General features: G+C 69.5%; 16 protein-coding genes and 1 pseudogene. 7 read left to right on the top strand and 10 right to left on the bottom strand.

Going from position 1 to position 26,355, the window contains the following annotated elements:
* Positions 1-140 precede the first annotated feature (140 nt).
* Complete coding sequence (locus AB0H54_RS15040; RefSeq protein ID WP_357346601.1) at positions 141-1,577, top strand: FAD-binding oxidoreductase; 1,437 nt, start codon at positions 141-143, stop codon at positions 1,575-1,577.
* Complete coding sequence (locus AB0H54_RS15035) at positions 1,574-2,890, top strand: class I SAM-dependent methyltransferase (protein WP_355280995.1); 1,317 nt, start codon at positions 1,574-1,576, stop codon at positions 2,888-2,890. Before AB0H54_RS15040 ends, AB0H54_RS15035 begins: the two co-directional genes overlap by 4 nt.
* Before the next feature lie 46 nt (positions 2,891-2,936).
* Here the strand turns inward: AB0H54_RS15035 and AB0H54_RS15030 are convergent, their stop codons facing one another.
* The gene (locus AB0H54_RS15030; protein ID WP_357345935.1) at positions 2,937-6,464 is read right to left on the bottom strand and encodes a protein kinase; all 3,528 of its coding nucleotides are present in this window, start codon (positions 6,462-6,464) and stop codon (positions 2,937-2,939) included.
* A gap of 253 nt (positions 6,465-6,717) precedes the next feature.
* Here AB0H54_RS15030 and AB0H54_RS15025 point away from each other — a divergent pair, with 253 nt between their 5' ends.
* Complete coding sequence (locus tag AB0H54_RS15025; protein WP_357345933.1) at positions 6,718-7,593, top strand: exodeoxyribonuclease III; 876 nt, start codon at positions 6,718-6,720, stop codon at positions 7,591-7,593.
* A 74-nt stretch (positions 7,594-7,667) separates the two neighbouring features.
* On the opposite strand, the gene AB0H54_RS15020 is transcribed toward AB0H54_RS15025, so the two are convergent.
* The 3 genes and pseudogenes from AB0H54_RS15020 to AB0H54_RS15010 all read right to left on the bottom strand — a co-directional run.
* Positions 7,668-9,818, bottom strand: coding sequence for a 3-hydroxyacyl-CoA dehydrogenase NAD-binding domain-containing protein (locus tag AB0H54_RS15020; protein ID WP_357345931.1), 2,151 nt, complete (start codon positions 9,816-9,818; stop codon positions 7,668-7,670).
* A 39-nt stretch (positions 9,819-9,857) separates the two neighbouring features.
* Positions 9,858-11,072: an acetyl-CoA C-acetyltransferase gene (locus AB0H54_RS15015; RefSeq protein ID WP_355281002.1), complete on the bottom strand. Its 1,215-nt coding sequence runs from the start codon at positions 11,070-11,072 to the stop codon at positions 9,858-9,860.
* A gap of 1,361 nt (positions 11,073-12,433) precedes the next feature.
* Positions 12,434-14,296: pseudogene (locus AB0H54_RS15010) on the bottom strand (DNA polymerase III subunit gamma and tau); the annotation flags it as partial.
* Between the two features lie 440 nt (positions 14,297-14,736).
* On the opposite strand from AB0H54_RS15010, the gene AB0H54_RS15005 reads away from it, so the two are divergent.
* Positions 14,737-15,561 carry a hypothetical protein gene (locus AB0H54_RS15005; protein ID WP_357345929.1) on the top strand — a complete coding sequence of 275 codons (825 nt, stop codon included), beginning with the start codon at positions 14,737-14,739 and terminating at the stop codon, positions 15,559-15,561.
* A gap of 77 nt (positions 15,562-15,638) precedes the next feature.
* Positions 15,639-16,919, top strand: coding sequence for an ammonium transporter (locus AB0H54_RS15000; protein WP_357345927.1), 1,281 nt, complete (start codon positions 15,639-15,641; stop codon positions 16,917-16,919).
* Positions 16,920-16,922: 3 nt separating this feature from the next.
* On the opposite strand, the gene AB0H54_RS14995 is transcribed toward AB0H54_RS15000, so the two are convergent.
* Complete coding sequence (locus AB0H54_RS14995; protein WP_357345925.1) at positions 16,923-17,954, bottom strand: neutral zinc metallopeptidase; 1,032 nt, start codon at positions 17,952-17,954, stop codon at positions 16,923-16,925.
* A 225-nt stretch (positions 17,955-18,179) separates the two neighbouring features.
* Positions 18,180-19,091 carry a neutral zinc metallopeptidase gene (locus tag AB0H54_RS14990; protein ID WP_357345923.1) on the bottom strand — a complete coding sequence of 304 codons (912 nt, stop codon included), beginning with the start codon at positions 19,089-19,091 and terminating at the stop codon, positions 18,180-18,182.
* Between the two features lie 277 nt (positions 19,092-19,368).
* Between AB0H54_RS14990 and AB0H54_RS14985 the strand changes: the two genes are divergently transcribed.
* Positions 19,369-20,994, top strand: coding sequence for a DUF2207 domain-containing protein (locus AB0H54_RS14985; protein ID WP_355281010.1), 1,626 nt, complete (start codon positions 19,369-19,371; stop codon positions 20,992-20,994).
* Between the two features lie 61 nt (positions 20,995-21,055).
* Here the strand turns inward: AB0H54_RS14985 and AB0H54_RS14980 are convergent, their stop codons facing one another.
* The 3 genes from AB0H54_RS14980 to AB0H54_RS14970 form a co-directional block, all read right to left on the bottom strand.
* Entirely contained in the window at positions 21,056-22,336 is a 1,281-nt protein-coding gene (locus AB0H54_RS14980; RefSeq protein ID WP_357345921.1) for an ROK family protein, read from the bottom strand.
* A 372-nt stretch (positions 22,337-22,708) separates the two neighbouring features.
* Entirely contained in the window at positions 22,709-23,428 is a 720-nt protein-coding gene (locus AB0H54_RS14975) for a hypothetical protein (RefSeq protein ID WP_357345919.1), read from the bottom strand.
* Between the two features lie 105 nt (positions 23,429-23,533).
* The gene (locus AB0H54_RS14970) at positions 23,534-24,112 is read right to left on the bottom strand and encodes an HhH-GPD-type base excision DNA repair protein (RefSeq protein WP_357345917.1); all 579 of its coding nucleotides are present in this window, start codon (positions 24,110-24,112) and stop codon (positions 23,534-23,536) included.
* 79 nt (positions 24,113-24,191) lie between these two features.
* On the opposite strand from AB0H54_RS14970, the gene AB0H54_RS14965 reads away from it, so the two are divergent.
* On the top strand, positions 24,192-24,998 hold the full coding sequence (locus AB0H54_RS14965; protein ID WP_355283966.1) for a methyltransferase domain-containing protein: 807 nt from the start codon (positions 24,192-24,194) through the stop codon (positions 24,996-24,998).
* Positions 24,999-25,040: 42 nt separating this feature from the next.
* Here AB0H54_RS14965 and AB0H54_RS14960 read toward each other — a convergent pair whose 3' ends face one another.
* A complete protein-coding gene (locus tag AB0H54_RS14960; protein WP_357345915.1) occupies positions 25,041-26,333 on the bottom strand; it encodes an aminotransferase class I/II-fold pyridoxal phosphate-dependent enzyme in 1,293 nt (430 codons plus the stop codon).
* Between the last annotated feature and the right edge of the window lie 22 nt (positions 26,334-26,355).

Genomic DNA, 26,355 nt, shown 5'->3' with positions numbered 1-26,355 from the left:
GGGTTACATCCTGCCCTGTGCCTCACCGGATCGCCCGACCAGGTTGGGCGAAAGGGAAACATGTGCGTGACATTTCATCGTGGCGGGGCGGTATTCGGTAGCCCGACGGACACGGTCGTACTAGCGTCGATGACGTGGCAGTGAGTCTTTTGGGTAGGGCCGGCCACGAACCGGCCGCACGCGAGTCTGGATATGCCGCGCACCGGGAGGGTGTGGAGCGACTGCTGGCAAGCTATCGCGCCATTCCACCCGGCGCCGTCGTCCGCTTGGCGAAGAAGACGTCGAACTTGTTCCGGGCCAGGGCGGCCACCACCGCGCCCGGCCTCGATGTGTCGGGCCTCGGGCGGGTGATCGCGGTGGACCCGGAAGCGAGAACCGCCGACGTCGCCGGGATGACCACCTACGAGGACCTGGTGGCGGCGACGCTGCCCTACGGGCTGGCGCCGCTGGTCGTGCCGCAGCTCAAGACCATCACGCTGGGCGGTGCCGTCACCGGTCTCGGCATCGAATCCACGTCGTTCCGCAACGGCCTGCCGCACGAATCCGTGCTGGAAATGGACGTGCTGACCGGTTCCGGCGAGATCGTCACGGTGAAACCCGAGGGCGAGACCGCCGATCTGTTCCGCGGCTTCCCCAACTCCTACGGCACGCTCGGCTACACGGTCCGGTTGAAGATCGAGCTCGAACCCGTCAAGCCGTATGTCGCGCTGCGCCACGTGCGCTTCCACGACCTGCGCGAACTCGAAGCCGAGCTCGAGCGCATCGTCACCGAGCGCAGCTACGACGGCGAGCAGGTCGACTACCTCGACGGCGTCGTGTTCACCGCGACCGAGAGCTACCTCACCCTCGGCAGGCAGACCGACGAACCGGGCCCGGTCAGCGACTACACCGGCATGGACATCTACTACCGCTCGCTGCAGCACGCCGACGGTGTGAAACGCGACCGGCTGACCATCCACGACTACCTGTGGCGCTGGGACACCGACTGGTTCTGGTGCTCCCGCGCCTTCGGCACGCAGAACCCGAAGATCCGCCGGTTCTGGCCGAAGGCGTACCGCCGCAGCAGTTTCTACTGGAAGCTGGTCGCCCTCGACCGCAAGTACCACATCGGTGACCGCCTGGAGGCCCGCAAGGGCAATCCGCCGCAGGAGCGGGTGGTCCAGGACATCGAGGTGCCGGTCCACCGCACCGCCGATTTCGTCGAATGGTTCCTGAAGGAAATACCGATCGAGCCGATCTGGTTGTGCCCGTTGCGGTTGCGTGAGACCGCCGGCGACCCGGCGGGCGAGCGGCCGTGGCCGCTGTACCCGCTCGAACCACGGCGCACCTACGTCAACGTCGGGTTCTGGTCCGCCGTCCCGACCGTACCGGGACAACCGGAAGGAGCGGCCAACCGCGCGATCGAGCAGACGGTGTCCGAATTCGACGGGCACAAGTCGCTGTACTCGGACGCCTATTACGCCGAGGACGAGTTCGCCGAGCTGTACGGCGGCGCGACCTATACCGAACTGAAGAACCGTTACGACCCGGACCAACGACTGCTGAATCTGTATTCGAAGGCGGTGCAACGCAAGTGACGACATTCAAGGACCGATCCGAGGTATTCGCCGAGCTGGGAAACCGGCTCACGATCGCCGAGGTGTTCGAGACGCTCATCGACGGGGACATCCCGATCCGGCTGACCGCCTACGACGGCAGCGCCACCGGACCGGAGGACTCGCGGTTCACCCTCGACATCAAGACGCCGCGCGGCATCAACTACCTGGCCTCGGCCCCCGGCGACCTCGGCATGGCCCGCGCCTACATCGCGGGCGACATGGTCGCCGACGGCGTGCACCCCGGCGACCCCTACGAGATCCTGAAGGCCATGCAGGCGATGAAGTTCCATCGCCCGTCGGCGTTGTCGCTGGTCACCATCGCCCGTTCGCTCGGCTGGGAGCGGCTCAAGCCGATCGCGCCGCCGCCGCAGGAGACCCTGCCCCGCTGGCGCCGGATCGCGCTGGAGGGCCTACGCCATTCCAAGACCCGCGACGCCGAGGCGATCCACCACCACTACGACGTCTCGAACACGTTCTACGAGTACGTCCTCGGCCCCTCCATGACCTACACCTGCGCGGTCTACGGCGAGCCCGACTGGACCCTGGAGCAGGCCCAGGAGAACAAGTACCGGCTGATCTTCGAGAAGCTGCGGCTGAAGGAAGGCGACCGGCTGCTCGACATCGGCTGCGGCTGGGGCGGCATGGTCCGCTACGCGGCCCGGCGCGGAGTGAAGGTCATCGGCGCCACGCTCTCGGCCGAGCAGGCCGCCTGGGCGCAGCAGAAGATCGAAGAGGAGGGTCTCGGCGAGTTCGCCGAGGTCAGGCACAGCGATTACCGGGACATCCCGGAGGGCGAGTTCGACGCGGTCTCCTCGATCGGCCTCACCGAGCACATCGGCGTGCACAACTATCCGTTCTACTTCGGCTACATCAAGGACAAGCTGCGCGACGGCGGCCTGTTCCTCAACCACTGCATCACCCGGCCGGACAACACCCGCACCACCAAGGCGGGCGATTTCATCGACCGCTACGTGTTCCCCGACGGCGAGCTGATCGGCTCGGGCCGGATCATCTCCGAGGTCCAGAACATCGGCCTCGAGGTACTGCACGAGGAGAACCTGCGCGAGCACTACGCGCTCACCCTGCACGAATGGTGCAAGAACCTGGTCGAGAACTGGGATGCCTGCGTCGCCGAGGTCGGCGAGGGCACCGCGAAGGTGTGGGGCCTGTACATGGCGGGTTGCCGGCTGGGCTTCCAGCGCAACGTGGTGCAGCTGCACCACGTGCTCGGGGTGAAGCTGGACAAGAACGGCAGCTGGGACGTCCCGCTGCGCCCGTGGTGGCAGCCGTAATCCGATCCTGAGCTCGGGTGCGTGGCCGCGCACCCGAGCCATCGGCTCAGACCAGGAGCTCGTCGAGGAAGTGGCCGGGCACCTCGGCCAGCAGTGGATGCGGTTGTCCCTCATGGGATTGCGTGCGCAGGACGTGCAGCAGTCCGACCACCCCCGGCCCCGCGTCGAGCAGCGGCCTGGTCCAGCCGAGGTCGGCGCAGGTGCGCAGCACCGGCAGGACCAGTCCGGTCGCCTCGCCGACCCACCCCGCCGAGGCAAGGCACTCGGCGAGCAGCAGCGTGGCGTCCAGTTCCGCGCGCGGACGGGACTGATCGAGCAGCCGCGCGTAGAGCACCCGCGCGTGCCGGGCGGCCCGGTCGTCGGCCCGCAGGCGCTGTTCGGCCAGCAGCGTCCTGATCTCGGCGAATTCGCGCGCCTCCGCGATGAGTACCGCCGCACCGGACTTGGACCGCTTGCCGTTGCCCGACAGGTCGGTGGCGAACTGGTCGGTGCCGTCACCGGCGGGCAGACCGAGGCGCGAACGCTCGGCCCGCACCTGCGCGTCGAGCCGGGCCAGCCCGTTCGCCGCCGCCACCCGCGCGCCCTCGGCCAACCGCGCCGACGCCGTGTACTGGTCACCGAGCGCGGCCTTCACCCGCGCGCCGATCACGAAGGTCGCGACCAGGAAGTCGACCGGTCCGACCCGGGTGACCAGCTCGTGGCTCTCGTCGAGCAGCCGGTCAGCCAGGTCCAGATCACCGCGCCGATAGGCGACCTCGCCCAGCAGCGCGGCGGCCACCCGCGCGGCGTCCGAGCGCGGCCCGGCCCGGTCCCGCGCCGTGTCGTAGGCCAGTTCGAAACACTCGGTGGCGGTGGCGATGTCGAGCTGCTCGTAGGCGGCGGCACCGCGCGCGCACAGGCCGAAGACCGGGCCGAGCGGGTCCTTGGACCGCACGTGATACTCGACCGCCCAGTCCTGCATCTCGGTCGCGCCGACGAAGTCGAACTCGCACAGCCGAACGAACGACACCAGGTTGGCCGCGGTCGAGACCGTCCACGCGGGCAGCTCGTCGGGCGACTCCAGGCAGGTGGCCAGCTTGTCGGCCACCCCGTCGAGGTCGTCGTGCGCGACCCGGTCGGCGGCCTCGAGCACCGTCGCCGCGCAGCGCTGTTCGGCCAGTTCCGGTTCGCCGCCGCCACCGCGCGCCAGCAGGTTCGACAACCGGCCCAGCGCGGTGCGCGCGGTGCTGGTCTCCTGCAGGTTCATATTCGCCCGCGCGACCGCCATCAGCAGCTTCGAGCGGGAAGTCACCTGCTGCACCGGCAGTTTCGAGACGCTGCCGAGCAGCGTGGCCAGCCGGGACCGGTCGATCAGGTCCATGCCGCCGCTCTCCAGCAGGTCGGCGGCGAGTTTGAGATCGGTGGCGGCCAGCGCGTGGTCGACCGACTTGCGCAGCAGCTGATGCTCGGCGTACCAGCGAGCCGCCTTGCGGTGCAGCGCCTTCGCGCGACCGGGGTGTTCGCGTTCGAGCCGGGCCCGCAGGTACTCGGCGAACAGCGGCTGCATCCGGTACCACTCCGGGTCGTGCTCGATCCGGTGCAGGAACAGCTCACGCTGTTCGGCCTGTTCGAGCATGGCCGCGCCGTCGGGGACGTCGGCGAGCACGGTGGCCAGCGAGCCGTTGACCCGCTCCACCACCGAGATGGCCATCAGGAACTCCAGCAGCTCCGGCGCGATGCTGTCGAGAACGTTCTCGGCCAGGTACTCGCGCATACCGTGCCCGCCCTCGGCCAGCGAGCTGAGCAGCTGGACCGGGTCGGCCTTGCCGCGCAGGGTCAGGCTCACCAGCTGGATGGCGGCGGGCCAGCCCTCGGTGGCGGTGTGGATCTGCTCGACCTGCTCGTCGGTGAGCGCGAAACCGTTGCGCTCCACCAGGATCTGGCGGGTCTCGGCCTCGGTGAGGCGCAGCTCGGCCGGGCCCAGCTCGACCAGCTCGTCGCGCACCCGCAGCCTGCTGATCGGCAGCCCGGACTGGTCGCGGCTGGTCACCACGAAACGCACATGGTGGCAACCGTTGTCGAGCAACGCCGCCATCGCGCGGTGCACGCCGGGGTCGCGGACGCGGTGCCAGTCGTCGACGACGACCACCACGCTGCGATCGCTGGCGTGGATCTCGTCGATCAGGGTGGCGATCACGAAGGCGGACGCGTCGGCGGGACGTTCCTCGAGTACCTGCTCCAGGCCTGCGCCGACATCGGGGCGCACCCGGCGGATGGCCTCGATCAGGTGGGCCAGGAACCAGATCTCGCTGTCGTCGTCCTGGTCGACGCCGAGCCAGGCCACGGGGATGTCTCTGGCGACCAGGTCGGCCCGCCATTGCGCGGCCACCGTGCTCTTGCCGAACCCGGCGGGCGCGTGCACCAGCGCCAGCCGGCGATTGCCCCCCGCGCGCAGCACGTCGAGCAGCCGCTGGCGCGGGAACGGCTCGCGGGCCGGGGTCGGCGGCCGGAACTTGGTGGCCGCGGTGGGCGGGAAGGTGCCGGTGGATCCGCCGCCGCCGGTGCGCAGTGGTACCGAGGCGCCCGCGGGTTGCAGGGTGAGCGGCCAGCTGCGCCGGGCGGTGACGGCCTTGAGCGCCTCCGGGGTCCCCGCGTCGATCTCGGCGGGCTCGGTGTCGAGCAGGGCCATCTCGTCGGGCATCTGGCCGTGCGCGCGCTGCACCTCGCGCAGCATCTCGCCGAACTCGTAGGCCGAGGCGGGCCGGTCGGCCGGATCCGGGGACATCGCCGCCTCGATCACCGCGGCCACGTCGTCGGGGATGTCCTGGGCGCGCAGGTCGGGCACCGGCTGGGTGGTGATGCGCAGGAACTGGGCGACCACCTTCTCGCCGGCCTGCCGTTCGAAGGCGGCGTGCCCGGTCAGCAGGGCGAACAGGGTCGCGCCCAGCCCATAGATATCGGACTGAACAGTTGGTTCTTGTCCCTTGAGCACCTCGGGCGCGGTGAACGCGGGCGAGCCGGTGATCAGGCTGCTCGAGGTCTGGAAGCCACCGGGAATGCGGGCGATCCCGAAGTCGGTGAGCTGCGGTTCGCCGTACCCGCTGATCAGCACGTTCGCCGGTTTCACGTCCCGGTGCAGAATCCCGGCCCGGTGCGCGGATTCGATCGCCGCGGCCAGCTTCACCCCGGCCCGCAAGGTGTCGGCCCAGGTCAGCGGGCCTCGATCATGGATGAGGCGTTCGAGCGAACCCCGCGAGCAGTACGGCATCACGATCAGCGGCAGCCCGGTCGCGGTCACGTCGACCTGCAGGATGTCGACGATGTTCGGGTGGCCGGAGAGCCTGCCCATCGCCTGTTCCTCGCGCAGGAACCGTTCGCGGCTCTCCTCGTCGATCTCCGAGGACAGCACCTTCACCGCGACCACCCGGTCCAGCGCGGGTTGCAGACACCGGTAGACCACGCCGAACCCGCCGCGCCCGATCTCCTTGGCCCCGGTCAGGCCCATGGCGTCGAGCTCGGCGATCACGGTCTCGTCGACCTCGCCGGGAGCCTGCTGGCGCTGCGTGTTCGCTATGCGCGTCTGCTGCGGATCCATGTGACCACCTCACACATCGAATCGGCGTCACCGGCGTATCGGTCGGCGTGCGACCTATCGGGCGCGCGCCCGAATATCCGCACATATCCAAGCTAGCGCGATATGGCATCCATCGGGTGGAGATTCGATGCTGTGGCGGCCACGGTTGGCCGACACCGGAGTTCGGCGCCGCGCCATCGTCGGCGAGCGTCGGCCGGTGACCAGGGCGGTCCCGGCGCCTAGGGCGGTGAGCGGCTCCGGCACAGTGTTGCGCATGAGTTCGTCGGTCGTCGATTCGTTCACTGTCGCCACGTTCAATGTCAACGGGATTCGCGCGGCGCGGCGTCGCGGGTTCGACACGTGGCTGCGGGCTCGGTCGGCCGATGTCGTCGCGCTGCAGGAACTGCGTTGTCCCGCCTCGGAAGTGGGAACTTTTCCGGGCTACTCGGCCGCTGTCGACGTCGGTTCCGTGGCAGGCCGGAACGGGGTGGCGGTGCTCACGAGAGTTCCCGCCGCCGCGGTGCGGACATGGGTGACCCATCCGCCCAAGGCACGCGGGCTCGGCGAGTTCGCCACGCAGGGTCGCTATATCGAGGTCGACCTGGCCGACCGCGCGGTGACGGTGGCCTGTCTCTATCTCCCGAAGGGCGGGCTGCCCGCGCATCTGCAGCGTCCGGGATCGATGCGTGAACAGCCCGACGGCGGTCGCAAGTACGAGCGCAAGCACCGGTTTCTCGCGGCGTTCGCCCGGGAACTGCGCCGGAACCGACTCGCGGCACTCGCGAGTGGACGCGAGTTCCTCCTCGCCGGCGACCTGAACATCGCCCACACCCAGCACGACGTGACCAACTGGCGTGCCGCGCGCACGATGGACGGCTTCCTGCCCGCCGACCGCGAGTGGTTCGGCACGGTGCTGGGCACCCGCAGGCTCGTCGACGTGGTGCGGCAGGTGCACGGCGAGCGACCGGGGCCGCTCACCTGGTGGAGCTGGGCGGGCCAGTCGTTCGTCAAGGATGTGGGCTGGCGGGTGGATCACCAGCTCGCGACACCGAACCTCGCCCGGCTGGCCACGGCCGTCGCCGCGGACAAGGAATCGTCACCCGGCGAGCGGCTCTCCGATCACGCGCCGCTCGTGGTGACCTACGGCTGACTCGGCCCGAAACGGCAGAAGCCCGCCACCGCGAACGGTGACGGGCTTCCGGTCCGGCCGGAGCCGGGTGCCGCTTACTTGCGCAGCGAGGCCGGGACCTCGAAGCGCGGGCCGAACTTCTTGGCCAGCTCGTCCGCACGGGCCACGAAGGCCTCCTGGCCACCGGGGTAGCCGACGATGAACTGGTGCGAGCCGCCCGACCAGGCCGGGAAGCCGATGCCGAAGATCGAGCCGATGTTCGCGTCGGCGGTGCTGGTCAGCACGCCTTCGTCGAAGCACTTCTGGGTCTCGATGGCCTCGGCGAACATCATCCGGTCCTTGAGGTCCTGGAAGGTGACACCCTCCGGGAGCTCACGCTGCGAGTTGTAGATCCCACGCAGGTCGTCCCACAGGCCGGTGGCCTTGCCGTCGACGTAGTCGTAGAAGCCAGCGCCGCCCAGCTTGCCGGTGCGCTTGTGCTCGTTGACCATCGAGTCGATGACCTCGGCGGTCTTCGCGGACGCGGCGTTGAGCTCGCCACCGGCAGCAAGGATGGCCTCGGCGGTCTCCTTGTAGATCTTCTGCATGGTGGTGAAGTTCAGCTCGTCCGAGAGCTTCAGCGGCGCCGCCGGGTAACCGGCCTGCAGGCCCGCCTGCTCGATGGTGGACGGGTCGATGCCCTCGGCGACCATCGCGATGGCCTCGTTGATGAAGGTACCGATCACGCGCGAGGTGAAGAAGCCGCGGCTGTCGTTGACGACGATCGGGGTCTTCTTGATGGCGAGGGTGTAGTCGTACACCCGGGCCAGCGCCTCGTCGGAGGTCTTCTCGCCCTTGATGATCTCCACCAGCGGCATCTTGTCCACGGGGGAGAAGAAGTGGATACCGATGAAGTCCTCGGAGCGCTTCACACCGTCGGCCAGCAGGGTGATCGGCAGGGTCGAGGTGTTCGAGCCGAGCAGCGCGTCGGCGTCGACGATGTCCTCGATCTCCTGGAAGACCTTGTTCTTGAGCTCCGGGTTCTCGAACACGGCCTCGATCACGAAGTCGACGCCCTTGAAGTCGGCGGCGTCCGCGGTCGGGGTGATGCGAGCCAGCAGCGCGTCGGACTTCTCCTGGGTGGTCTTGCCACGGGAGAGGGCCTTGGCCTCGAGGGCCTCCGAGTACGCCTTGCCCTTCTGGGCGGCTTCGAGCTTGACGTCCTTGAGGACGACCTCGTAGCCGGCCTTGGCGGAGACGTAGGCGATGCCCGCGCCCATCATGCCGGCGCCGACGACACCGATCTTCTTGATCTCACGCTTCGGCACGTCCTTCGGACGCGAGCCGCCACCGTTGATGTGGTTCAGGTCGAAGAAGAACGCCTGGATCATGTTCTTCGCGACCGGACCGGTCAGCAGGCTCGTGAAGTAACGGCCCTCGATGGTCAGCGCGTTGTCGATGTCGACCTGCGCGCCCTCGACCGCCGCGGCCATGATGGCGCGCGGGGCGGGCATGTTGGTGCCCTTGATCTGCTTGCGCAGGTTGGCCGGGAACGCGGGCAGGTTCGCCGCGAAGGCCGGGGTGGACGGGGTGCCGCCGGGGATCTTGAAGCCCTTCTTGTCCCACGGCTGGGCCGCCTCGGGGTTGGCCGCGATCCACGCCTTGGCGGCGGGCAGCAGCTCCTCGACCGAGGACACGACCTCGTCGATCAGGCCGATTTCCTTGGCCTTGGTGACGCGGTGACGCTGACCCTGCAGCAGCACCTGCATCAGCGCGCCCTGCAGGCCGAGCATGCGCACGGTGCGGGTCACGCCGCCGCCACCGGGCAGCAGGCCGAGGGAGACCTCGGGCAGGCCGATGGCCGAGCCCTTGACGTCGGCCGCGACGCGGTAGTGGGTCGCCAGCGCGATCTCCAGGCCACCGCCGAGGGCGGCGCCGTTGATGGCGGCGACGACCGGCTTGCCGAGCTGCTCGAGGCGACGCAGCGGGGCCTTCACGCGGGTGACCATATCCATGACCGCGGCCGCGTCCTCCGGGCCGACCTGCATCATGTTCTTCAGGTCGCCGCCGGCGAAGAAGGTCTTCTTGCCGGAGGTGAGCACGACACCGGTGATGTCGTCCTTCTCGGCCTCCAGGCGGTCGACGGTCGCGGCCATCGAGTCCAGGTAGGCGTCGTTCATGGTGTTGGCGCCCTGGCTGGGGTCGTCGATCGTCAGGACGACCACGCCGTCGGCGTCCTTCTCCCAGCCGATGATGTTGTCAGTCATAAGTTTTCGTTCTCTCCTATGAGAAGTTTCGGCCGGGGATCAGACGCGCTCGATGATGGTGGCGACACCCATGCCGCCGCCGATGCACAGGGTGACCAGGCCGTAGCGCGCGTTGCGGCGCTCCAGCTCGTCGACCACGGTGCCGGTGATCATCGCGCCGGTGGCACCCAGCGGGTGGCCCATGGCGATCGCGCCGCCGTTGACGTTCAGCTTCTCGTCCGGGACGTTGAGGTCCTTCTGGAACTTCAGCACCACGGAGGCGAACGCCTCGTTGATCTCGACGAGGTCCATGTCCTCGATCGTCAGACCGGCCTTGGCCAGCGCCTTCTTGGCGGCCGGGGTCGGACCGGTCAGCATGATGGTCGAGTCCGCACCGGAGGTGGCGGTCGCGACGATGCGGGCCTTCGGGGTCAGACCCGAGTTCTTGCCCGCTTCCTCGGAGCCGATCAGCACCAGGGCGGCGCCGTCGACGATGCCCGAGCTGTTGCCACCGTGGTGGACGTGGTTGATCTTCTCGATGTAGGTGTACTTCTGCAGCGCGACGGCGTCGAAGCCACCCATCTCGCCGATGCCGGCGAAGGAGGGGTTCAGCTTGCCCAGGTCGGCGGCGGTGGTGCCGGGACGCATGTGCTCGTCGTTGTCGAGCACGACGAGGCCGTTCTGGTCCTTGACCGGCACGATCGACTTGGCGAAGTAGCCGCCGGTGGTGGCCTTGGCGGCCAGCTCCTGCGAACGCACCGCGTAGGCGTCGACGTCATCGCGGGAGAAGCCCTCGATGGTGGCGATCAGGTCGGCCGAGATGCCCTGCGGCACGAAGTAGCCGTCGTAGTTGGTGGCCGGGTCGAGCGCCCACGAGCCGCCGTCGGAGCCCATCGGCACGCGCGACATGGACTCGACGCCACCGGCGATGACGAGGTCGTCGAAGCCGGAGCGAACCTTCTGCGCAGCCAGGTTCACGGCCTCGAGGCCGGAAGCACAGAAGCGGTTGAGCTGGAAGCCACCGACGGTGTCGGGCAGACCCGCGATGGTGACGGCGACACGGGCGATGTCCATGCCCTGGTCACCGACGGGGGTGACGACGCCGAGGATGAGGTCCGAGATCTGGTCCTCGTCGAGGTTGGGGAAGCGGCCACGCAGCTCCTGGATCAGACCAACAGTCAGATCGATCGGCTTGACCGAGTGCAGCGAGCCGTTCTTCTTGCCGCGGCCGCGCGGAGTGCGGATGGCCTCGTAGATGTAGGCCTCTGTGGTCATATCGGAGTGTTTCCTTCCTTGGGGTGCGGTGGCCGCACGAACGCCACGACCAACTGTCTCGACGCCGTACAAATCCGGCAGCGCCGACGGAGCACAGAGCCATGCTCCATCCGGCGATTCCGGCCACCCGTTCATACTACCGTGGTGTGCGAACTCCGGTTAACTTAACGTGGTCCAGCCGGTGGCTGTCAACCATCCAGACTCTTCGCTCCGAGCTCGTCTCGCAGCAACGCCAGAGCGACCTCGTCCGGGTCTTGCCGATCGCCGGGAGCCACCGGCTCCGCGGCGGCGGCCAGCATCTCCTGCTCCTCTTCCGGGGTCGGCGGCGCCAGCACCGCGTCGCCCGGCCTCGAGCCGTGCCCGGAATCGCCACCGGACCGGCTCGAATCGGGCCCGTACCCCTCGTCGGGGCCGGGGTCGTCGGGAAGGTCGGGGAAATCGGGCGGCGGGATGTCGTCGTCGGCGGCCCGCTTGGCCTGCCCCGGCGCACCCGCCTGATTCCCGTTGGCCTGGCTGGGCCGGGAGAACTTGGGCCGCCCCGCCGGCTTGGCCTCACCCTGCCCCGCACCGCGCGCCGGAGCACTCGCCGCCTTCGCCGCCGGACGCGGCGCGGGCGCACCCGTCTCCCAGCGCACATCCAGCTCGCGGCCGAGCACCGCACGCACCGCCGACCGCACCGCGTCGATATTGCGCGGATCCGACAGCCGCTGCGCCAACGGCGGACTCTGATGCGCGAACACGATCACGTCACCCTCGGCCCGCGACACCGCCGCCCCCGACAGCAACGCCTGCAAGGTCGGCCCGAACTCCCGCACCTTCCCCTTGATCTCCGCCCAGGCCCCGTCTACCAGGGCGACGAGGTCCTCGCTCGGCGCGGCGGCCGGTTGCGGAGCGGCGTCGGGCTCCGGCCGCTGGGCAGCGACAGCGGGTTCGGGCTGGTGCGCGGCAACAGGCTCCGGCCGGTGAGCGGCAGCGGCCGATTCCGGCCGATGGGCAGCAGCGGAGTCCGGCCGCTGCGCAGCAGCAGGCTCCGGCCGCTGTGCAGCGATAGCAGGTTCCGGCCGCTGCGCGGCAGCGGTGGGTTCCGGCCGCTGTGCGGCAGCGGGATCCGGCCGTTGCGCGGCAGCGGGATCCGGCCGTTGCGCGGCAGCGGGATCCGGCCGTTGCGCGGCAGCGGGATCCGGCCGCTGTGCGGCAGCGGGATCCGGCCGCTGTGCGGCAGCGGGATCCGGCCGCTGTGCGGCAGCGGGATCCGGCCGCTGTGCGGCAGCGGGATCCGGCCGATACGCGGCGCCGGGTTCAGACCGGTGCACGTCAGCGGACTCTGATTGATGCGCGGCGCTGGAAGGTTCCGGCTGGTGTGCCGCGGCGGGTACCAGAGCGACGTCCGCCGCTCGCGACGCCGCGGGCGGAGATGCGACCGGCTCCGGGGCTGGGAAATCACCCACCCGCGTGGGCGAATCACCTTGCGGTGCCGATGTTTCCGTTCCGCGCGTGATTGCCGCACCGGATTGCGGGACAGCGCCCGGCCCGGAGGGTTCACCCTGGCCGTTCAGCGCCAGGTCGGGATCTTGCCCGATCACAGCCCCACCGGGGCGCTGCCCGCTCGTATCGGCCGGAGGCTCGGCGAGCGCCGCCGCGGCGGACGCAGCATCCCGCTCGACCACCGAAGGCGCCTGCGAGGCAGTCGTTTCCGACCCGGGGGCAGCGGACGGGCGGTCACCGGAGGGCCCGGTCTGCACATTCGACTGGGCGGACGGCTGCGACGCCATATCCCGCACCGGCGCCACGGTCGAGGCAGAAGCATCCGATCCGCCTGCTGCGGCCGATCCACCAGCAGCAGCCGATCCACCAGCAGCAGCCGATCCGCCGGTAGCAGGGCGCTCACGGTTTGGCGCCGACGGCGCAGAACCGCTTGCGGCCGCTTCTTTTTCGGCGCGGGCGGCGGCCAGGAGTTCGGCGCCGCGGCGACGGTTCTCGCCACCCGCGGGGCGGGGGGCCGGGGCGGCGGCGGGCGTGGCGGTGGGTTCACCGACGGCGGGGCCGGGGCGGGCGGGAGCGATTGTGCCACCGGCGAATCCGCGCTCCAGGCGTTCCAGGCGCTGGAGGGTGGCGGATTCGGCGTCGGAGACCGACGGGAGGAGCATGCGGGCGCAGATGACCTCGAGCAGGAGGCGGGGGGCGGTCGCGCCGCGCATTTCGCCGAGGCCCTCGTGCAGGAGTTCGGCGTAGCGGGTGAGAGTGGCCGGGCCGAGGCGTTCGGCCTGGTCACGCATGCGTTCCAGGACGTCGCCGGGGCCGGAGACCAGGCCGCGCTCGGCAGCGTCGGGGACCGCGCGCAGCAGGATCAGATCGCGCAGGCGCTCGAGCAGGTCGACGGCGAAGCGGCGCGGGTCGTGGCCCGCCTCCATCACGCTGTCGATGGTGCCGAACAGCGCGGCGCCGTCGTCGGCGCCAAGCGCGTCGATCGCGTCGTCGATCAGCGCGACATCGGTGACGCCGAGCAGCGAGACCGCGCGCGGATAGGTGACACCCTCGGGCCCGGCACCGGCCAGCAGCTGGTCGAGCACGCTCAGGCTGTCGCGCGGGGAACCCCCGCCCGCTCGGATGACCAGCGGATACACCGCCTCCTCGACCGGCACGTGCTCCTGCTCGCAGATCTTGCCGAGCAGGCCGCGCATGGTCGCGGGCGGCAGCAGCCGGAACGGGTAGTGGTGGGTGCGCGAACGGATCGTCGGCAGCACCTTGTCCGGTTCGGTGGTGGCGAAGATGAAGATCAGGTGGGCGGGCGGCTCCTCGACGATCTTGAGCAGCGCGTTGAAGCCGGCCGTGGTGACCATGTGCGCCTCGTCGACGATGAACACGCGATAGCGCGACTCGGCGGGCGCGTAGAACGCGCGATCACGCAGCTCACGGGTGTCGTCGACACCACCGTGACTGGCCGCGTCGAGCTCGATGACATCGAGATTGCCCGCGCCGCCCGGCCCGAGCGCCACGCAGGACGCGCACACCCCGCACGGCGTGGAGGTCGGCCCCTCCACGCAGTTCAGCGAGCGGGCGAGGATGCGCGCCGAGGAGGTCTTGCCGCAGCCACGCGGACCGGAGAACAGATACGCGTGACTGATCCGTCCGGTATCCAGCGCCGTACTCAGCGGGTCGGTGACATGCTCCTGACCCACTACCTCAGCGAACGTCGCCGGTCGATACTTCCGGTACAGAGCCACGGCCCACAGGCTACCGCCGCACTGTGACATGTGGATGAGCGGCCGACGCGTCACCGTCTCGCCCGCATCCCGTCGCATAAACGTGATACAGATCACAGTTCGAGTGCAGGTTCGGAGCGGGTGGGCAAACCCGGTCGACGAGGCGCTACGGCCGAGTTGTCGACTATTTCACGCGCGGCGAATGCCCGGAGGAACGGCGGTTGATCCTGGTTGTGACGGAAATGCGTACCCGTTCCCCGATTGACAGCCCCTTTCCAGATGTAACGAAACAATCAATCGTCGTGACAGCAGCGCAAGCGCCTGGCTACCGTGGATCTCGGCAACTTCGGTGGCCAAACCTTCATCAGGTTGGTGACCCCGGCCGGTCCCTCATCCCGACCGGGGCACAACCTTCGCGCACCGTATCGCTCCCCCACCGCCGACCGGAGGAACGTTTCACCGTGCTGTCGTGTGATGACATCGCAGCCGCCTGGCTCGCCCACACCGACTTCGCCGGCGACCACGCCGCGGTCGGCCTGCTGAGCCGGGCGATCAGCCCCCAGGACTTCGACATCAAGCGCGATTCGCTGCCCGTCGCCGCCGCGGCGGACCCGGCGACCGCCGCGGCCATCCTGCAACTGCTCGAACGCGGGCAGGTGCCGACCATGGCGGCGATCCGCACCCTCACCGCGCAGAACGAGATGCGCCGCGAGGCCGAGCGGATCGAGCGTCTCGGCAGGCGCGCCCAGCGCAGCATCGACGAGTTCGGCCGCATCCTGGCCCGGCTCGCCGCCGCCCACTGGACCGACCACGGCATCGGGCCGACCCGCCGCGACATCCTCGCCGACGCCGAGGTCTCCGAGCTCATCGCCGAGCGGGTCGGCGAGATCGCGCCGTCGGCGGTCAAGCACCTGTGGCTGATCGAGCGGGCGCAGCGCGCGGGCTGGATCGCCTCGAACGCGAACCCCGGTTCGCTGTGCCCGGCCCGCCGCTGGCACACCACCAAGTACGGCAACCGGGTCTCCCAGAAACCGGTCAACATGATCGGCAAGCTGGTCGCCGGATTCGTCGTCGAGCACGCCGCCGAGCGGGGCAGGCCGCCGAGCTGGGCCGCGCTGGCCAGGGACGCACGCGACGATCGCGGCAGGCGGGTCTTCTTCGATGTGGCCGACGCGCATGCCCAGCGACGCTGGCTGATCACCGCCGAATGGCTCGCCGACGGCGATGACCTGCCCGTTCCCGGCAAGCGCGGCACCAGGGCGCTGGCGAAGGAAAACCGGGGCTAGAACCCGGGCGACACCAGCGCGGACGGTGAGCATTCGGTAATTTCCTTGCAACGCAATCACGCGTGAAAGGAGTTACCGTGCCCGCAACGATCGATCCTGCGGCCACCGCCTGGCTTCTCGCGGCTACCGCCATGGTGCTGTTGATGACGCCGGCGCTGGCCGTCTTCTACGGCGGGATGGTGCGCTCCACGGGCGTGCTGAACATGCTGATGATGAGCTTCATCGCGATTCCGCTGGTCACGGTGGTGTGGCTGGTCGCCGGGTACAGCCTGGCCTTCGGTGACGACGCGGGCGGCGGCCTGATCGGCAACCTCGAGCACGTCGGCCTGGCCGGGATCGATCCCGGCTCGGTGCGCGGCACGATTCCGGAGCTGCTGTTCGTCACCTTCCAGCTGACCTTCGCGATCCTCACCGCCGCGCTGGTCTCCGGCGCGATCGCCGACCGCGCCAAGTTCTCCGGCTGGATGGTCTTCGTCCCGCTGTGGACGCTGGCCGTGTACGCCCCGATCGCGCACTGGGTGTGGGGACCCGACGGCTGGCTGCTCGGTTTCGGCACGCTCGACTACGCGGGCGGCCTGGTCGTCGAGATCGCCTCGGGCGCCTCGGCGCTGGCGCTGGCCCTGGTGCTCGGCCCGCGCATCGGCTTCAACATCGACGCCATGCGTCCGCACAATCTGCCGTTCGTGCTGCTGGGCGCCGGTCTGCTGTGGTTCGGCTGGTTCGGCTTCAACGCCGGTTCCGCGCTCGGCGCCACCGGCACCGCGGCGGCGGTCTTCCTGAACACATTGGTCGCGGGCAGTCTCGGCATGCTCGGCTGGCTGATCGTCGAGCAGGTCCGCGACGGCAGGCCGACCACCTTCGGCGCGGCCTCCGGCGCGGTGGCCGGTCTGGTCGCGATCACGCCGTCCTGCGGCGTGATCAACACCCTCGGTGCGGTGATCGTCGGCCTGGCGGCCGGTGTCGTGTGTTCGTTCGCCGTCGGCTGGAAGCACCGGGCGGGCTACGACGATTCGCTCGACGTGGTCGGCGTGCACTTCGTCGGCGGCATCGTCGGCACGATCCTGATCGGCCTGCTCGCCACCGAGGTGATGACCGGCGGGGTGAACGGCCTGTTCTACGGCGGCGGCTTCGCCCAGCTCGGCAAGCAGCTGGTCGGCGTGCTCGTGGTCGCGGCGTACGCGTTCGGGGTGTCGTTCGTGATCGGCAAGCTGATCGACAAGGTCATCGGGTTCCGCGTCAGCAAGGAAGACGAGACCGCTGGCATCGACTTCGCCCTGCACGCCGAGACCGCGTACGCCGAAGGCGTGCACGGGAGTTCGCCGCGTCGCTTCGGCGAGGGGCACTACGGGGGTCAGTGACCCCTAGCTGACCTCGTCGGCCGGGGACAACCAGGTGTTGCATTCGAAGTTGCGGTTCTTCGAGTAACCCTGGTTGTACCAATTGCCGTTGTGCTCAGGCGTGCCGTGATCGCGGTGGCGGCCGTTGCCGTCACCGCGGTTGTAGTTGTGTTTGACCGCGGCGTAGCCCTCCTGCGAGGTCCACGAACCGCCCGCCTCCGCCGAGCCGATGTACATGCCGCCGAAGCAGCTGGCCTGCAATTCCATTCGGCGTGAGGTCTCCAGCCCGCCCGCCGAGGTGGCGCCCTGCTCGCGGCGCTGATTCGACGAGGCCTGGAGCAGTCCGGTCAAGCCCTGCACGTGGTGGCCGTATTCGTGCGCGTACACCGACAGCGCCTCCATCGGCGGGTACGGCGTGTTGTGCAGGACCAGCCCGGCCGTCGACATGTAGATGGTGCTCGACGCGCTGCAGTAGAACGCGTCGCTGGTGGCGCCGCCGCACGGCGAGGACAGCTCGGACGGATTCACCGCGACCTCGAGGCCGGGGCTGCGGAACGGGAGGTTCGCCGCGGCCAGGTTGGTCCGCCACATCTGGTCGAGGCATCCCTGCGCGGCCGCGAAGAAGGCCTTGGCCGTGGCCGCGTCGGTCGACCAGCGCGGCAGATCGCAGTCCATGTTCGGCAGGAAGGCGCTGCTGTCGCGGAACAGCGGATGCTGGCCGAGCGCGATCACCGGTTGCGGCCCAGCGGGTTTCGTCGTCGTCGGCGCGGTGGTGCGGGCCGAGGTGCGCACGGTGGTCTGGGTCGTGGTGGTCGGTGCCGGAGTGGCCGAGCTGCTGTAGGTGAAACTCGGCGTCGTCGTCTTGGCGACGTTCTTCTTCGACGAGTCCTCCGACAGCGAGACCGCCGCGACCAGCAGCGCGCCGACGATCCCGCACACCGTCAGTACGGTGAGCAGCGACCCGAACCAGCCGCCACCACCTCGGCGCGGCGGCGGATACCCCTGCGGCGCATAGCCGTACGGCGGCGGCAGCGGGCGCGGGTACATCGGCGGCATCGGCCTGCCATACGCGGGCGGAACCGGTCTGCCATAGGGCGGCTGCGGCGGATACACGACACTAACTCCAGCACTTCATCGAGGTTCGACAACTTCGCAACTGATCTCGCGGCTACATGGGTAACTCACCGGGTACGGGCTGACTGCCACTCGGGTTTCCGCCAGCCGCCGACGCCACCGGATGTGCGCCCGAGTCCGGCCAGAAATCGCGGGGAGGCGGAACCGCTAGCTCACTTCGCTCGCGGCGGCGGTAAAGGTGTTGCACTGGGAGGTGAGGTTGCGCTGCAACCCGGCCTCGAACCACTGCCCACCGTGCTCGGAGGTGCCGTGATCGCGCATGTCGCCCGGGCCGTCACCGCGGCCGTAGGAGTCCTTGGTGGCGACGGTGACCTGCGAGGCCGACAGCGAACCGCCGCCCTTCGACGACGCGATAAACATGCCGTCGAAGCAGTTGGCCTGCAACTCGACCCGGCGTGAGAGCTCGAGCCCCTTGGGCGAGCGGGCGCCCGCGTCGACGCGTTCGGAGTTGGCCTTGCGCAGGATGCCCGACTGGGCCTGCACGTGGTGGCCGTACTCGTGCGCGAACACCGACAGGTAGACGACCCAGTTGTCGCGGAACTGATCGGTCTGCAGCTGGCTGATCGGCATGTAGATGGTCTTGTTCGCCGCGCAGTAGAAGGCGGCGAAGTTGCTCGTCGACCCGGTGCACGGCGTGGTGATGCCCGCGGTGGTCGCGGTGACGCTCAGCGTCGGCGACTCGAACGGCAGGTTGTTGGCCGCCAGCAGCGGCTTCCAGGCCGCCTCCAGGCAGGTCGCCGCCGATTCGAAGAAGGCGCGCGCCTTCTCGACCTGGGTGCCCCACGGCGCGTAATCGCAGGACGCGGGCACCAGGGTGCCGTCGGCGTCGGTGAGCAGCGGATTGTCGGCGGTGGCCGCGGGCGCGGTGCCGGGCTGCGGGGTGTAGGTGGTGCTCGGCTTCGGGCCGATCGCGCCGATGCCCGCGTCGAGGCCGGTGCTGACGGCGAACTTCACCAGGCCGCCGACCACGAGGAAGACGACGACGAGGAACAGCGAGGTCAGGCCGCCGCGGCGTTTGCGCGGCGGCGGGGTCGGCCTGCCGGGCGGGCCGTAGGGCATCGGCGGCGGCCGGTAGCCGGACGGCGGACCGTAGCCCTGTCGCGGTCCGTAGCCCTGTGGATAACCTTGCGGCTGTTGATAACCGGGCGGCCCGTAACCGGGTTGCGGTCGATATCCCGGGGGCTGCCCATAGCCAGGGGGCGGCGGAACCGGTCGTCCACCTGGACCGACCGGGCCATAACCGTACGGTGGTTGGGTCACGCCCCCGTACCCCCTCGTCTCGTGAGTCGCCGACAGCCGCTGACGCAGAATAGCAAGCTGTCTAGAGTAAGCAGCCATGCTGACTTTTCGGGGGGGCGCCGCAGGCGCGCTGCTGCTCGCTTCGGCGGGATTGCTCGCGGCCGCGCCGGTAGCCCACACGGAGCCCGCGCCGGCCGGCGTCACGATCACCGCCGATCTCACACTGACCGATGACGGTGTGCTCCAGGTCACCGAGACCGTCGGGGTGCCCGCCGACGGCAACTTCACGATGTCGCTGCCGTTGCGCCTGAAGGTCGGCGACGACGTCGAGCGCGTCTTCAAGGTCACCGATGTCACCGCGAGCGGCGCAGGCACCGCCACCACGGTCAACGACCAGTTCGTCGTCGAGGCGAAGCCTGGTGAATCCAAGTTCACCTATTCGGTGCACAACACCGTCTCCGACGCGCCGGGCACCCAGGTGTTCCACTGGCTCGGCGTGATGAACGCCGATATCGCCGCGCTCGACGTCTCGGTGATCAGTCCCAGCTATCAAATGGGCATCGTCGACTGCAAACTCGGCCCGGCGGGCAGCCCCAAGCCGTGCGCCGATGTGCACACCGAACCCGACGGCGTGCTGTACCTGAGCCAGCGCGACCTGCGTAAGGGCGATGCGATCGACCTCACCCTGCAGCTGCCGCCCGGCACCGTGCCCGCCAACGCCGATGTGCGCGGCGGCGACTCGGACAACTTCTTCGCCTTCACCACCCCGGTGCTCGCCGCGTTCGGCGCGCTGCTGCTGGCGCTGGCGGCGATGATCGCCTACGTGCTGACCGCAAGGAAGCGCGCCGCGGCGGCGCTGGCGGGCAGCGACACCTTCCAGCCGATCGTCCAGCAGGGCGGCCGGGTGGACTTCACCTCCCCCGACGGCGTGCTCCCCGGTGAGGCCGGTCTGCTGCTCGACGAGCACGTCGACCCGGTCGACATCGCCGCCACCGTCGTCGATCTCGCGGTCCGGCGCTACATCTGGATCACTCCGGTGAACGCGCGCGGCGAGGACGACTGGCGGATCAGCCGGGTCAACGCGCCCGACGATCAGCTGCGCGACTACGAGCGCACCGTCTACGACATGCTGCTACCCGAGGGCACCGACACCGTCGCCGTGCGCGAGCTGCGCGCGCCGGGCCGGATGCAACTCGACCCGATCCGTGCCGCGATGCGCGCCGACGCGGTCGCCACCGGCGCCTTCGCCGACCCGAAGCAGCGCGCGCTCCCCCGCTGGATCGGCGGCGCGCTGATCGTCCTCGGCGTGATCGCCACCGTGGTGCTCGCGCTGACCTCCGGGCACGCGCTGGTCGGCGTCGCGATCGCGCTGGCCGGTGTGGCCGCGATCCTGCTGCCGAACTACCTGCCGACCAGGACCACCCTCGGCGACACCGTCGCGGGCCGGGTGCGCGCCATGCAGCGCGGCCTGGATACCGTGGCCCGCGAACAGATCCCGCCGATCGACCAGGAGACGGTGTTCTCCCGCGCCCTGCCGTACACGGTGATCAGCGGCCGGGCCGACAACTGGATCCGCGCCTTCCGCGACATGGACCCGTCGGCCGATTCCCAGCCGGGGCTGTACTGGTTCGCGGGCTACGACCGCGACCGCAACCTGCACCGTTTCGCCGCGCAGTTCCCGTTCTTCATCACCGCCTTGGAGGGCGCCTTCAACCCCCGCTAGCGAATGCCGAACGGCCGCTTCGACTGTGTCGAGGCGGCCGTTCGTCTGTCCGAGGCTCCGCTCAGATCCGGCGGATGGCCGCCAGCGGGTCGGCGTAGAGCGCGCTGAGCGAGGTGACAACGGCGGCGAATTCCTGCACCTTGCCGCCGAATCCGCTGATCCGGATGTCGGTGGGCGGGAGCTGGGTGCTCTGGGTGAAGGCCCTGGCGACGTGCGGCAGCGCGGGGCGGTACCCGGTGAACGCCTGGCCGCCGAGGACGACGCGGTCGGGGTTGAGCATGTCGCGGACCAGCGCGACGGTCTGCCCGAGCATCGTGGCCCGCTCCGCGAGCAGTTCCCGCGCGCCGTCGGACCCGGACTCGGCGGCCCGGTACAGGTCGGCGATGGTGGTGCCCGCGGTGCCGTTGTGCGCCGGGATGATGCCGCGGCCGACGGCCCTGGCCTGCAGCGCGCGATCGCCGACGGTCACTTCCAAGCAGCCGCGACGGCCGCAGGTGCACTGCACGTCCGAGCCGGTGGGCAGGTGCGCGATGGAACCGGGGCCGTTGTTCGGGGTGTGCACGCGGCCGTCGAGGGTGACGGCGATGCCCGCGGTCTCGCGGACGTAGAAGTAGAGGCTGCTGCCGTTCTGGGTGGCGGGCAGTTCGGTGTCGGGCTCGGGCCTGCGCGCGTCGAAGGTCGGCAGCAGCAGCTCCGAGGCGGCCATCGCCTCGACGTGCGGCGCGACCGAGACCGGCAGCTCCAGCACGTCACCGAGCACCTGACCGATCGGGGCGCCCTTCCATTCCAGCTTGGGATGGTCGACCACCCCGGTGTGCGAATCGACGCGACCGCCGATGGCGACACCCGCCCACAGCGGGGTGCGCCGATGCCAGCGCTGCAGGAACGCCTTGGCGCTGCGCGCGACGGTGGTGACCGCGAACTCCTGACCGGTCTGCGGGGTCGCGATGGCGAGGCCACCCAGAATCCGGCCGCGCAGATCGGCCGCGACGATCTTGGTCGCCGCGGCGCCGATGTGGATGCCGAGCGTGAGGTAGGCGTCGTGGTCGATCTCGAACGGCACGCGGGGCCTGCCGACCGCGCCGGCGGCGGTCAGATCGGGCCGCTCGCGCAGCAGACCGGCCGAAAGCAGCGAGGCCACCTGGCGATTCACGGTGGCGATGCTCAGACCCGTTGCCCGCGCGGCATTGTCGCGCGAGACCGGGCCGGAGGCGGCGGTCCGCAGCACGGCGGCGGCGGGGTTGTCGCTACGGCGCAGTTCCGGGGCGACGACGGGGCGGGAAACCCGAGGACGACCGGCGCCCACCCGAGCGGCGGGGCGATCGATGATGGGAGTAGACATATGAAGTTCCTTGCTGAAATCCCGTTGTCCCAACGGAATTGCCGACACGTATGGCGTGGCAGCTCGCGAGCCGCAGAAGGCTCAGCTGCAGCATCAGGAACGACAAAGTTCACGCGTCAACGGCAACCGCAAGCCCAGAGCGGCGGTCACATAGGTGACCCGCTTGGCGAGAAGATGGTTGCCGGACATAACAATCAAGTTAACACCTAACCCGGACCCATCCAACCCGAACCGGCGGATTGTGTCGCGACGCACAACATATTCGCAGGTCAGAAGGCCGCGTGGGGCGCGCGAAGCCGATTCCGGTCTACCCGGGCAGACGACAGAACCCCTCCGGAACCGTGGTTCCGGAGGGGTCGCTGAGCCGCGTGACTACTTGGCCGGCGCAGGAGCCGGGGTCGGGTACGGCTGGGTGATGGTGATGAAGTACTGGATCGCGGCACCGATCGCGACCGGGGCGGTCACGAAGATCTGACCCGCGATGACGCCGAGGGCGCCGATCGTGGTGGCACCCACGACGCAACCCGCGATCGGGCCCGCGCCGAACAGCGCCAGCAGCACACCGGTCGCCACGAGGCCGGCACCGGCACCCGCGATGCAACCGACGGCAGCGCCGCCGAGGCCACCGACCAGCGTGCCGATGGTGGCACCCAGGGAAATGGTCTGGGTCAGACGCGACCAGGCGGCCTGCTCACGCTCGTACTCGTTCTTCCAGGGAGCCTGGTTCTCGAACGGCAGGGCGACGGGCTTGTAGACGGCCTTGGAGGCGTCATAGACCGGGCTCAGGGTGGCCTTGTTGCCCGAGATCTCGGCCGCGATGGGCAGCTCGAACTCGTCGAGGCGGAAGGTCAGCGGGGTACCCGCGACGGTGGTGCCGTTGGCGGCCTTGACCTTGAAGGCGCCGTCCTCGACGACGAGCGAGCCCGCATCGGTGGTGATGACAGCCTTCGAGTCCTCGACCACCTCGGCCGAGTAGTTGATCACGTCGGCGCCCTCGTCGGCCGGCGCCGGAGCCGCGTAGGAGGTGCCCGCAGCAACACCGGTCGCCATGGTCACGAGCGCCGCGACCACGGCGAGCTTCCTCATCTTCATAGAACTGCCAATCCCTCATCGGTTGTCGATCTGTTCGAGAAGCCAGCTTCGAGCAGACGACCACCGATGACGAGGGAAAAAAGCAGGCAGATCGTAACTAGGAATTCATCCGGCGGCTTTCGCGGCGGCTTTCGCCTGCTTCTTGAATTCCCTAACTTCGGCGAGGGTTTCGGCGTCGACGACATCGGCGACCGAGCGGCGCGAGCCCTCGTCGCCATAGGATCCCGCGGCCTTTCGCCAGCCATTGGGATGTACGTCACGTTGCTTGCCGAGCAGCGCCAGGAAGATCTTGGCCTTCTGCGCGCCGAAGCCCGGCAGGTCCTGTAGCCTGCGCAGCACCTCCTTGCCGTCGGGATCGCCGCTGGTCCAGAGGTTGGCGGGCACACCGTCGTAGTGCTCGATGACGTATTGGGCCAGCGCCTGCGCCCGGCGGGCCATCGAGCGGCCGTAGCGATGGATGGCGGGCGGGGTGGCGGCGAGCTCCTCGAATTCGGCCGGATCGGCCTCCGCGATCCGGCGCAGATCGAATCCGCCCATGCGCTCGGCGAGTTTGCGCGGCCCGCGAAACGCGTGCTCCATCGGATACTGCTGATCGAGCAGCATGCCGAGCAGCAACGCGAAATCATCGGTGCTGAGGAGTTCGTCGGCCTCGGCCTCCTGCGCGAGACACAGCGTTCGAGTCATACATTCATCGTGACACATTTCACTAGTAGCCTCTGGATCCATGCTCCCGAGGACTGCAGCTTCCACGATGGCGGTAAGTATGACCGACTACACCCCTCGCCCTGACCGCTTCGATCAAGCGGGCCAGGACCAACTGATCGACGCCCACGACCTGGAGGTCACCCAGCCCGGGATGCGCAGGCTACGCGCCTGGAGTCACGCCGCGCTGGCCCTGCAACCGGGCGAGAGCGCCCTCGACATCGGCTCCGGCACCGGCTCGGAGGTGTTCGTCTTCGCCGACGCCGTCGGCCCGACCGGCACCGCCGTCGGCGTCGAACCCGACCTCAACCTGCTCACCTCGGCCCAGCGCCGCGCCGGTGAGCGCGAGTCGACGGCGACCTTCGCCACCGGCGACGCCTACGGCCTGCCGTTCGGCAACGAGAGCTTCGACGCGGTGCTCTGCGAACGCGTCTTCCAGCATCTGACCGCGCCCGCCCGCGCCGCGGCCGAGATCGCCCGCGTGCTGCGGCCGGGTGGCCGCGCGGTGGTGGTCGACAGCGACTGGGCCACCTCGATCGTGCATCCGGGCGACCCGCGGGTGGTCGGCGCGGTGATCGACACCCTGATCTCCTCGACCACGAACCCGCTGTCGGGCCGCAGGCTGGCCGGGCTGCTCAGCGGCGCCGGACTGGTCGTCGACGAGATCGGCTCGCACGCGCTGGTGCAGGACCGCAGCGTCGGCGCGGGCGCGCTGGTCAGCCGGATCGCCGGGCTGGCGGTGCTGCGCGGGGTGATCACCGAGGCCGAGCACGCGCGGCTGATCGCCGACCTGCAGGCGGGCGCCGATCGCGGTGACGTCCACGTCTCGGTGACGATGTTCGGCGTGCTGGTGCACAAGCCGAGCTGAGCCGAGGGCCGGGCGCGTTTGCACGCGCCCGGCCGCGCTCGCTCAGTGCTCCGCGAGCAGCTTCTCCGTCGCCGCGAGCAGCACGCAGGTCGCCAGCCCGTCCATCGCCTTCTCCAGCTCCGGCAGCTGCGGGAAGGAGGGGGCGATGCGGATGTTCTTGTCGTCGGGGTCCTTGCCGTACGGGAAGGCCGAGCCGGCGGCGGTGAGGGCGATGCCCGCGTCCTTGGCCAGCGCGATCACCCGCGCGGCCGTGCCGTCGAGCACGTCGAGGCTGATGAAGTAGCCGCCCTTGGGTTCGGTCCAGGAGGCCACCTTGGACGCGCCGAGCCGGTCCTCGAGGATCCGGCGCACGAGCGCGAACTTCGGCTCGAGCAGCCTGCGGTGCTTCTGCATGTGCTCGCGCACGCCCTCGGCGTCGGTGAAGAAGCGCAGGTGCCGCAGCTGGTTGAGCTTGTCGGGGCCGATGCTCTTCTTCGACGCGTGCCCGAGGTACCAGTCGAGGTTGGCCTTCGAAGCGCCGAAGAAGCTCACGCCCGCGCCGGCGAAGGTGATCTTGGAGGTGGAGGCGAATACCAGCGGACGGTTCGGGTTGCCCGCCGCCGCGGCCATGCCGAGCACGTCGAGCACCGGCGCCGCGGTGTCGGTGAGCGGGTGCACCGCGTAGGCGTTGTCCCAGAACAGCCGGAAGTCCGGCGCGGCGGCCTTCATCGAAACCAGCTCGCGGACAACCTCTTCGGAGAAGACGGCGCCGGTCGGGTTGGCATAGTTGGGTACCGCCCACAGGCCCTTGATCTGCGGGTCATCGGCGAGCAGTGCCGCGATGGCCCTGGTGTCGGGGCCGTCGTTGTTCATCGGGACGGCGATCATCTCGATGCCGAGTGCCTCGGTGATCGCGAAGTGCCGGTCGTAGCCGGGGGCCGGGCACAGCCACTTGATCGTCTCCTCCGCCGCCCAGCGGCGCGGGGAGTCCGGCGTGCCGTAGAGCATCGCGAAGACGATGTTGTCGTGCATGAGCTCGAGGCTGGCGTTGTTGCCCGCGATCAGCTGCTCGACCGGGATGCCGAGCAGTTCACCGAAGATCGCGCGCAGCTCGGCCAGGCCGTTGAGGCCACCGTAGTTGCGGCAGTCCACACCCGACCCGTCGCGGAAGTCGCCGTCGCCCGGGAGGGAGAGCAGCGACGCGGATAGGTCGAGTTGTTCCGGCGAGGGCTTACCTCGGGTGAGGTCCAGGGTGAGCTTCTCGGTCTGGAGCGTCGCGTAATTCGCGGTCTGGGACTCGTGCTCGGACACGAGTTCCGCGTGGCTCATCAAACCGATCTGCGTTTGCCGGGGCATCCTGGGCAGCCTTTCGAAGCAG

This window comes from Nocardia sp. NPDC050718 (assembly GCF_040654235.1).
GTDB lineage: Bacteria > Actinomycetota > Actinomycetes > Mycobacteriales > Mycobacteriaceae > Nocardia.
This window is presented reverse-complemented; position numbering and strand designations above follow the sequence as displayed.